The organism is Nonomuraea sp. NPDC001684, assembly GCF_053596515.1.
This window is the reverse complement of the sequence record NZ_JBSFGJ010000394.1, coordinates 1-8,709: the sequence shown is the minus strand read 5'-3', so window position 1 is coordinate 8,709 and position 8,709 is coordinate 1. Positions and strand designations below refer to the sequence as shown.

The following is an 8,709-nucleotide window of genomic DNA, read 5'->3' as shown; positions in this document are numbered from 1 at the left end:
GCGATGGAGCAGAGCGTGCAGCGCCCGGCCCTCGGGGGTGGCGAGCTGCGCGGCCAGCGTACGGTGGAACCGGACGTGGGCGCGCACCTGTCCCTGACCGCGACCCTGGGCTGGCCGACCGGCGCGTCTGTCTGTCCGCCGCGCCTGTCTGGCGCCCGACTCGGAGCCGTGTCTCTTACGCGTGCCATGGCGGGCCTCGCCCCGCATCGGAAGCTCTGGGCATCCAGGCGCGCCCTTACACCTGCGTCCCTTGCGGCGGCCCTTTGCGCCGGTGCCCCTTACGCCGGTGCCCCTTACGTCGGCGCCCCTTGCGGTGGCGGCCCCTGTGCTGGCGGCTTCTGCGCTAGCGGTCCCTGTGCTGGCGGCCCTTGCGCCGTCGGTGCTGTGCTGGCGGGTTTTGGCGCCGGTCTTTCTCGCCCCGGCCCCCCTTTCGCGCCGGTCCTTCTCGTACTACCCCTACTCGCGCCGCCTTCATGACGGTGGTTGGCGCGTCGGGGCTGTGTCGCTGTTCGCCGGTGTGTTCGCGCTCGCCCGAACGGGTGCGCGCCCGGGACCGTGGTCGGTCACCGGGCGCGCGGATGTGAGGCCGTTCGGCATGCTCTAACGGCAGAGGAGCATCCGCTGCAGAGCGGGATCCATGAGGAGCCACCCTGAGGCGGCCGTTACGGGCATCCACATCGGCAGGCCGGTGAGCGGCGACCTCTGGGTCACCCAGGCGTCTTCGTGCGCTGTGCCGAACTCGCCGTCGTGGTCGCCGGGCCATTGATGACCGCTGGGGCCGCCGTGGTGGTGCGGCTCATGCGGGTTGTACGGCCACTCGCAAGGGGGCCAGTGGCTCTTCTCGTACGGCTTGTGAGTCTCGTGCGGCTTGTGAGTGCAGTCATGCGTGGGCGTTGGGCTCGGCGTGGGCGTCGGCGTCACGGTGGGCGTCGGGTTCGGCGTCGGCGTCACGGTGGGTGTCGGCGTCACGGTCGGTGTGGGCGTCACGGTCGGCGTGGGCGTCACCGTGGGCGTCGGTGTCACGGTGGGCGTCACGGTGGGCGTAGGAGTGACGGTCGGCGTCGGGTTCGGCGTCGGCGTGACCGTAGGCGTCGGTGTCACAGTGGGCGTCACGGTGGGTGTGACCGTGGGGGTGGGGGTCACGGTGGGCGTAGGAGTGACGGTGGGCGTGGGTGTCGGGGTCACCGTGGGGGTGATCGTGGGCGTCGGGGTGGGCTGGTTGGGGACGCAGTTGACCTCCACCCGGCCGATGGTGACCTCCGTGAGCGGCCCCTCGTAGACGACGTTCCCGTCGGCGTCCCGCAGGCTGGCCGAGATCGAGATCGTCATGTCCGCCTCGGCGGAGGTCGCGTCGTTCGTCGTGGCGTTGTCGGTCCTGACCACCGTCAGGATCCCGTCGTACACGCCGGGGTACCCGAGCTGCGCGCCCGTCGCGGGCACCTCCGTGGTCCCCTGGTCCACGGGCACGCCGAGCACCGTGATGGTCCCCGGCGCCGCCTGTACGGACGCCATCGCCGGAGCCGGCGGCGTGCACCGCGCGTGCGTCTCCACGTTGCCCGTGACCAGCAGCGGCTCGGACGCGTCCGGGTTGAGCTGAAGGGTGTTGACGACCAGTTGGGCGCTGGCCTCCCAGACGTCCGGCGCGTCGAGGCCGTCGGCCTGGATCTGCTCGTTGGCCAGGCTGACGAAGTCGGTGACCCCGTCGGGGTCGCTCCAGTCGCCGGTGTCGGTGCCGGGGTCGGGCCCGACGGACGCCGTGCCCCAGGTGCCGGAGAAGCCCGGCTGGCCCAGTTCCGGGATCTCGGTGATGGTCAGGCCGATACCGTTGGCGTTGGCGAACTCGCCCGCCGCGGCGGTGGCCGTAAGCCCGAACAAGGCGCCGGTGAGCAGGACGGACGCGCCGGCGGTGAGCAGCCGCGCGCGCGTGAACAGCGGATTGGTCGTGGTGGTCACCCACCCATTCCGCCGGGAAGTTGATCAAGTCGGGCGAGGTGACACGCGGCCCTTGCCGAGCCTTTGCCGCGGCCTGCCGGGACAGGTCGAAGGCACTGTCCGCGGTCTGGCAGAATGACATGTTGGAACATCGTGACCAGGTGGGTGCCCTCTCATCTCCTGCCGGCCACGCCTGTCCCTGGAACGTCCTCTCATCGTGCCCCACTCGATGAGGTGCCGTTCACCCACGCTCGAATGCAGGAGAGACCACACCAGTGGCAGTCAAGATCAAGCTCAAGCGGCTCGGCATGATCCGCAACGCTCAGTACCGAATCGTCGTCGCCGACAGCCGCACCAAGCGTGACGGCCGGGCGATCGAGGAGATCGGCCTGTACCACCCGAAGGAAAACCCTTCGCGCATCGAGGTCAACGCCGAGCGTGCGGCCTACTGGCTGGGTGTCGGCGCGCAGCCGACCGAGCCGGTGCTCAAGCTGCTCAAGCTCACCGGTGACTGGCAGAAGTTCAAGGGCGAGGCCGCCCCGGCGCCGCTGCTGGTCGCCGAGCCCGCGCCCGACCGCCACGCCCTCTACGAGGCCGCGGCCAAGGAGGCGCTGTCCGGTGGCGACACCGGCACGGCCGCCACCACGGCGCCCAAGCGTGCCAAGAAGAAGGAAGAGGCTGAGGCCGCCCCCGCCGCCGAGACCCCGACCGAGGGCGAGGGCTGACGTGCTCGAGGAGGCTCTCGAGCACCTCGTTAAGGGCATCGTCGAACATCCCGACGATGTCCGGGTCCGCGCTCGCCGCATTCGCAGCGGGCGCGTCCTGGAGGTCCGGGTGCACCCCGAGGACCTGGGCAAGGTCATCGGACGCGGCGGGCGCACCGCCAAGGCGCTGCGCACCGTTGTGAACGCCCTGGCCGACGGGAAGTACGTACGGGTCGATCTGCTCGACCTGGACGAAGCAGTCCGTTAGCGTCAGGAATTCGCGCCCTCATCGGTCCCGAAGGGGCTGATGGGGGCGCTTGCGTTAGGAGAAGGTGGGTTTACGTGCAGCTGGTCGTCGGCCGGATAGGCCGTCCGCACGGTGTACGCGGCGAGGTCACCGTGGAGGTGCGCACCGACGATCCCGAGCTGCGCTTCGCCGAGGGCGTGGCTGTCGCGACCGACCCGGCGAGCGCGGGGCCGCTCGTGGTCGAGAGCCGCCGCTGGCACAAGGGCGTGCTGCTGATCGCGTTCGAGGGGGTTCACGGCCGCGACGCCGCCGAGGAGCTCCGGGGCACCATGCTGGTCATCGACTCCGCCGACGTGGAGTCGTCGGACGACCCGGACGAGTTCCACGACCACCAGCTCGTCGGGCTGGCGGTGGAGACCGTGTCCGGCGAGCCCGTCGGCGAGGTCACCGACGTGCTGCACCACGGCCAGGACCTGCTGGTCGTACGCCGGCGCGGGCAGGACGACGCGCTCATCCCGTTCGTGAAGGCCCTGGTGCCCGAGGTCGATCTGACGGGCGGGCGCCTGGTCGTCGACCCGCCAGAGGGCCTGCTGTGATGCGCCTCGACATCATCTCCATCTTCCCCGAGTACTTCGCCCCGCTCGACGTCTCGCTGATCGGCAAAGCGCGCGAGCGCGGCACCCTCGACGTACGCGTCCACCAGCTCCGCGACTGGGCGCACGACGTGCACAGGACGGTCGACGACACGCCGTACGGCGGCGGTCCCGGCATGGTGATGAAGCCCGAGGTCTGGGGCGAGGCCATCGACTCGGTGATCGGCGACGGCGCTCCGCGGGTCATCGTGCCGACGCCGAGCGGGCGGCCGTTCACCCAGGAGATGGCCCAGGAGCTGGCCGCCGAGCCGTGGCTGCTGTTCGCCTGCGGGCGTTACGAGGGCATCGACTCGCGCGTCATGGCCGAGTACGGCGCCCGGCTGCGGGTCGACGAGGTCAGCATCGGCGACTACGTGCTGGCCGGTGGCGAGGTCGCGGTGCTGGTGATGGTCGAGGCCGTCGGCAGGCTGCTGCCCGGCGTGCTGGGCAACGCCCAGTCGGCCGTGGACGACTCCTTCGCGCCGGGTTCGATGCAGAACCTGGTGGAAGGCCCGGTCTACACCAAGCCGCCGGTCTGGCGCGGGCACGAGGTTCCCGCGGTGCTGCTGTCCGGACATCACGGAAAAGTCGCCCGATGGCGACGGGACGAGGCGCTCCGGCGTACGGTGCGGAACCGGCCGGAACTGGCCGCGGCGCTCGATCCGGAGACGCTCGACAAGCACGACAGGAAGCTGCTCGACGAGCTCTCGTTTCGCGTCCGGCCGGAAGATGTGGCAAACTGAATCGCTGCCGACCATCACACGGTTGGTCCGTCATGCCCGGGTAACGGTCCCGGGTTCATCAAATCAGCAAGCGTGTCCGCCGCGAGCTCCGGCCGGGTGGACCTCCGCGTGCTCGCGAGGACTTGAGGACAGCTCTCATGCACACGAAGATCCAGGAGCTCGAGAAGGCGACCCTTCGGAGCGACGTCCCGGCGTTCCGCCCCGGTGACACGCTCGAGGTCCACGTACGAGTCGTCGAAGGCAACCGCTCCCGTATCCAGGTCTTCAAGGGTTTCGTGCTGCGCCGGCAGGGCAGCGGCGCCCGCGAGACCTTCACGGTCCGCAAGGTCAGCTACGGCGTCGGCGTCGAGCGCACCTTCCCGGTGCACAGCCCGGTCATCGAGAAGATCGTGCTCGTGACCCGCGGTGACGTGCGTCGCGCCAAGCTCTACTACATGCGCGACCTGCGCGGCAAGGCCGCCCGCATCCGCGAGAAGCGTGAGTCCACGCCCGCGAAGTAACCCCAATCTTTTCCGAAAGGCCCGTGCACCGCACGGGCCTTTCGGCTTTGCGGGGCCATTTCCTTTATGTGGAGCGACTCGTGCGTGGGTGTAACGTCGGTCGAGGCTTGTCGAGCCGTTCCATCATCTAGGCTCGTCAGCGATGACAAGCGAAGACCAGGAGCACGGCGCTTCGCGCCGCCCTGTCGAGGACGAGGTGGACGTGGTCGCCGAAGAGACTCAGAAGCCGGCAAAGGGCGACAAGGAGAAGAAGGGGTCGTTCTGGAAAGAACTCCCCGTACTTGTCGTTGTGGCCCTCGTGCTGGCCCTGATCATCAAGACGTTCGTGATCCAGGCCTTCTACATTCCGTCGGAGTCCATGGAGAACACCCTGCTCAAGAACGACAGGGTCCTGGTCAACAAGCTCGTCTACCACACCCGTGACATCGAGCGCGGCGACGTGGTCGTCTTCTCCGGCGTCGACTCCTGGGACGGCGAGTTCGAGGTCGAGGAGCCGTCCAACCCGATCGCGGGCTTCTTCCGCTGGGTCGGCACGGCCTTCGGCGTCGTCCCCGGCGAGAAGGACTACATCAAGCGGGTCATCGGCGTGGGCGGCGACCACGTCAAGTGCTGCGACTCCAAGGGGCGCATCACGGTCAACGGCACGGCCATCGACGAGGAGAGCTACCTCTATCCGGGCAATGTGCCGTCCGACCGGTTCTTCGACATCACCGTGCCGCCCGGGCGGCTGTGGGTGATGGGCGACCACCGTTCCGTCTCGCTCGACTCCCGCTCGCACACCGGCGACCAGGGCGGCGGCTCGATCCCCGAAGGTCAGGTCATCGGCCGGGCCTTCGTGATCGTCTGGCCGTTCAACCGGGCGGGCGTGTTGTCCATACCCGACACCTTCGCGCAGCCCGCGCTCCAGGCACTCGGAGGGGCCGTACCGCTGGTGGCCGGGTTCGGGCTGGCCGTACCCTTGGTCCTGGTTCGTCGGCGCCGGTTGGGGAGGAAACGCTGATGGCCGTCACCAAGAAGGCGGAGGGCGTGGCCAAAGAGAAGAAAAAGGGCGGCTTCCGGGAGACCGTCCTGCTGCTGGTGCTCGGCGTGGGCATCGCGTTGTTGCTCCAGGCGTTCGTGATCGGGTCGTTCTACATCCCGTCGGAGTCGATGGAGAACACCCTGCTCATCAACGACCGGGTCTTCGTCAACAAGCTGGCGGGCGATCCCGAGCGCGGCGACATCGTGGTCTTCAAGGGCTGGCGCACCGGCGAGGACACCATCAAGCGGGTCATCGGCGTCGGCGGCGACAAGGTGGTGTGCTGCGACTCCAAGCACCGCATCAGCGTCAACGGCACGCCGCTCGACGAGGAGTCCTACCTCTACCCCGGCGACTTCGGCGGCGGCGACAAGTTCAGCGTCACCGTCCCGGCCGGCAAACTGTGGCTGATGGGCGACCACCGCACCGCCTCGGCGGACTCGCGGGCCCACATGGACGAGCCCGGCGGCGGCTTCATCTCCGTCGACGACGTGATCGGCAAGGCGGTCGTCCGCTACTGGCCGCTGTCGCGCGGCTACCTGTTCTCCACGCCCGAGACTTTCGACAAGGTCAAGTAAGGGGCTTTCGGTCGCGGTTTGCGGCGAATGGGGCGTACGCTTCGAGTGTCATGACAGTTGCGTTCCGCCCTCGACCGAGCGTCGTCCGGCGCGATTCCGGACTCTACGCCTACGAGCGGGCGCTGGCCCGCCGTGGGCTGACCCCGATCGCGGGCGTCGACGAGGCGGGCCGCGGCGCCTGCGCCGGGCCGCTGGTCGTCGCGGCCGTCGTCCTGCGCAGGGAGATCGACGGTCTCGGTGACTCCAAGGTGCTGTCCCCGCCGGTGCGCGAGCGCCTGTACGACCGCGTCGTCGCCACCGCCCACGTGGGCGTCGTGGTGATCCCGGCCGCCGAGATCGACGCCCGGGGGCTGCACAGGAGCAACATCTCCGGAATGCGGCGGGCTGTGGCGCAGTTGCCATGTGATCCGGAGTACATCCTCACGGACGGCTTCCCGGTGCCCGGCATGCCCGCGCCGTCCCTGGCGGTGTGGAAGGGGGATCAGGTGGCCGCCTGCGTGGCGGCCGCGTCGATCGTGGCCAAGGTGACGAGGGACCGCCTCATGGTCGAGCTGGATCGAAGGTTCCCTCAGTACGGTTTTGCCGAGCACAAGGGGTATGTCACGCCAGGACACCGTTTGGCACTGGAGAGACACGGCCCGTGCCCCGAACACCGTTACTCCTTCGTCACGGTGGCCAGGGGGATGGGTGAAAATGAGATGGGGGCCGGGGTTGCCTGAGCAGGCGAACCGGGGGACCGGTACGACAGGAGGACCGCGATGAGCGCAGAGGATCTCGAAAAATACGAAACCGAGATGGAGCTGCAGCTTTACCGCGAATACCGTGATGTCGTCGGTTTGTTCACATACGTCGTGGAGACTGAGCGTCGGTTCTACCTGACCAACTCGGTCGACCTCGACGTCCGTACGGCGGAGAACGGCGACGTCTTCTTCGATGTGAAGATGCAGGACGCCTGGGTGTGGGACATGTACCGGCCGGCGCGGTTCGTGAAGAACGTGCGGGTGGTCACGTTCAAGGATGTGAACGTCGAGGAACTGGCCAAGGCCGACCTGGAGATGCCCAAGGAAGGGTTCTCGGGGTAGGTCGAAGGGGCGCCGTCGAGGCGGGGCCGGTGGGGCGGCGGGTGTTGCTGGTGCGTCCGGCGGCGTGTCGGCTCGGTTGAGCTTGTGCTCGCTCCTGGAGGTCCGGGGTTCTGGTGTTGCGCGTGACGCCGCTGCTGTCACGCCGCATCGGGGGGACTCATCGCTCTGGGCGGCTATTGGTCCTCAGGAAGTCTCGTTGCTGGTTGACCAACGCTGACCTCATCGGCCCGATGCCTTGCACGACGCATACCTGCAAGCATGCTGAGTACCGCCTCCTGCACGCTGATGACCTGCTTCCGCGCTGTGGCGCCCGCCGGGTGCTTGCTGGGCAGTGTCGGCACATGTTGAGCCCTGCAGGGACCACGTTGGGCTCCCTCCGGGACACGCTGAGCGCTGCGGGCACACGCTGGGTGCCATCAGCGCGTGCTGGGGCGTCATCCGGCTTGCGATGGTCGTCGCCGAGCGCAAGGTGAGGGTTGCCGGGCAGGCGGAAGCATTAGCCAGCTCAGGGTAGCGACGCCTGGCCCGCGATGAGCATTGGCAGCCGGCTCAAGATGAGCGCCATCTGGCCCACGACGGAGGCGCCTGCCCCCTCCTCCTGCCGCGCGCTACACGCCCTCTGTCGCGCGCTCACCCCCTCCTCCCACGTGCTGCCCGTTATGTGCCGCCTCGTGGGATGGGTACCGCGTCCTACCTACACCGTCGCCGCCAGCCGTCCGCGTCGCTTCAGGGGCCGCGGAGGGCCGTAGGGCCGTAGGGCCATAAGGCTCATGGTGCGCCTCCGCCGCCCCTGCGCTGTGCAGTGGCCGACTGTCGTGCCACGGCGAGCCATCTCGGGCGGGACGGTCACACCGCTCCTGATCACACAACGCTCTGACCTGTTCCGTCATCCCGGCATGGATGCACAGATGACGCCCCTCGATGGCCCGGCAACGAGCCTCGGTCGCGTGGAGTTATCCACAAGCCGCCGCCCAGCTCTCTCCGCTATCCCCAGAATCCCGTTCGCCTCCGTCTGATCTCCCCGCCATCCGCCAAGGTCGGTGACCGAACACAGCACCGACGACGGACGAAGGGACGCCCCCCCATGGCCCCGAAAGACGAGCTCGGCAAAGAAGGCGAGCACCTGGCCGCGATCTACCTCGAAGCCAAGGGAATGACGATCCTCGAACGCAACTGGCGCTGCCGTCGCGGCGAGATCGACATCATCGCCCTGGACGGTCATCCTCCCGCGAGGCCGCGCTCTCGTGCAGCAGGATCGCCCGCGCGTCGAGCA

Annotated in this window: 11 protein-coding genes; 10 read left to right on the top strand and 1 reads right to left on the bottom strand. The window is 68.7% G+C overall.

Going from position 1 to position 8,709, the window contains the following annotated elements; genetic code table 11:
• Positions 1-600 precede the first annotated feature (600 nt).
• Positions 601-1,953: a hypothetical protein gene (locus ACWCSD_RS41040; protein ID WP_449922998.1), complete on the bottom strand. Its 1,353-nt coding sequence runs from the start codon at positions 1,951-1,953 to the stop codon at positions 601-603.
• Between the two features lie 254 nt (positions 1,954-2,207).
• On the opposite strand from ACWCSD_RS41040, the gene rpsP reads away from it, so the two are divergent.
• The 10 genes from rpsP to ACWCSD_RS40990 form a co-directional block, all read left to right on the top strand.
• Positions 2,208-2,657, top strand: coding sequence for a 30S ribosomal protein S16 (gene rpsP, locus ACWCSD_RS41035; protein ID WP_352329496.1), 450 nt, complete (start codon positions 2,208-2,210; stop codon positions 2,655-2,657).
• A 1-nt stretch (position 2,658) separates the two neighbouring features.
• Positions 2,659-2,904, top strand: a complete 246-nt coding sequence (locus tag ACWCSD_RS41030; protein ID WP_020546537.1) for an RNA-binding protein — start codon at positions 2,659-2,661, stop codon at positions 2,902-2,904.
• A 74-nt stretch (positions 2,905-2,978) separates the two neighbouring features.
• Positions 2,979-3,479: a ribosome maturation factor RimM gene (rimM, locus tag ACWCSD_RS41025; RefSeq protein WP_358283744.1), complete on the top strand. Its 501-nt coding sequence runs from the start codon at positions 2,979-2,981 to the stop codon at positions 3,477-3,479.
• On the top strand, positions 3,479-4,258 hold the full coding sequence (gene trmD, locus ACWCSD_RS41020) for a tRNA (guanosine(37)-N1)-methyltransferase TrmD (protein ID WP_364389021.1): 780 nt from the start codon (positions 3,479-3,481) through the stop codon (positions 4,256-4,258). The genes rimM and trmD overlap by 1 nt, the downstream gene beginning before the upstream one ends.
• A gap of 137 nt (positions 4,259-4,395) precedes the next feature.
• Positions 4,396-4,758, top strand: a complete 363-nt coding sequence (rplS, locus tag ACWCSD_RS41015) for a 50S ribosomal protein L19 (protein ID WP_352350313.1) — start codon at positions 4,396-4,398, stop codon at positions 4,756-4,758.
• A gap of 142 nt (positions 4,759-4,900) precedes the next feature.
• Positions 4,901-5,758: a signal peptidase I gene (gene lepB / locus ACWCSD_RS41010; protein ID WP_387667740.1), complete on the top strand. Its 858-nt coding sequence runs from the start codon at positions 4,901-4,903 to the stop codon at positions 5,756-5,758.
• On the top strand, positions 5,758-6,354 hold the full coding sequence (gene lepB, locus ACWCSD_RS41005) for a signal peptidase I (protein WP_352330985.1): 597 nt from the start codon (positions 5,758-5,760) through the stop codon (positions 6,352-6,354). The genes lepB (ACWCSD_RS41010) and lepB (ACWCSD_RS41005) overlap by 1 nt, the downstream gene beginning before the upstream one ends.
• A gap of 50 nt (positions 6,355-6,404) precedes the next feature.
• Positions 6,405-7,073, top strand: coding sequence for a ribonuclease HII (locus ACWCSD_RS41000; protein WP_364324443.1), 669 nt, complete (start codon positions 6,405-6,407; stop codon positions 7,071-7,073).
• A gap of 39 nt (positions 7,074-7,112) precedes the next feature.
• Positions 7,113-7,436: a DUF2469 domain-containing protein gene (locus ACWCSD_RS40995; protein ID WP_026215037.1), complete on the top strand. Its 324-nt coding sequence runs from the start codon at positions 7,113-7,115 to the stop codon at positions 7,434-7,436.
• 1,084 nt (positions 7,437-8,520) lie between these two features.
• A partial coding sequence (locus ACWCSD_RS40990; protein WP_449922989.1) for a YraN family protein occupies positions 8,521-8,709 on the top strand: 189 nt, incomplete at its 3' end.

Bases quoted from the DNA above. Each gene is read 5' to 3' on its own strand.
- trmD (WP_364389021.1), top strand. From the start codon at position 3,479: ATGCGCCTCGACATCATCTCCATCTTCCCCGAGTACTTCGCCCCGCTC.
- rplS (WP_352350313.1), top strand. From the start codon at position 4,396: ATGCACACGAAGATCCAGGAGCTCGAGAAGGCGACCCTTCGGAGCGAC.
- lepB (WP_387667740.1), top strand. From the start codon at position 4,901: ATGACAAGCGAAGACCAGGAGCACGGCGCTTCGCGCCGCCCTGTCGAG.
- lepB (WP_352330985.1), top strand. From the start codon at position 5,758: ATGGCCGTCACCAAGAAGGCGGAGGGCGTGGCCAAAGAGAAGAAAAAG.
- ACWCSD_RS41000 (WP_364324443.1), top strand. From the start codon at position 6,405: ATGACAGTTGCGTTCCGCCCTCGACCGAGCGTCGTCCGGCGCGATTCC.
- ACWCSD_RS40995 (WP_026215037.1), top strand. From the start codon at position 7,113: ATGAGCGCAGAGGATCTCGAAAAATACGAAACCGAGATGGAGCTGCAG.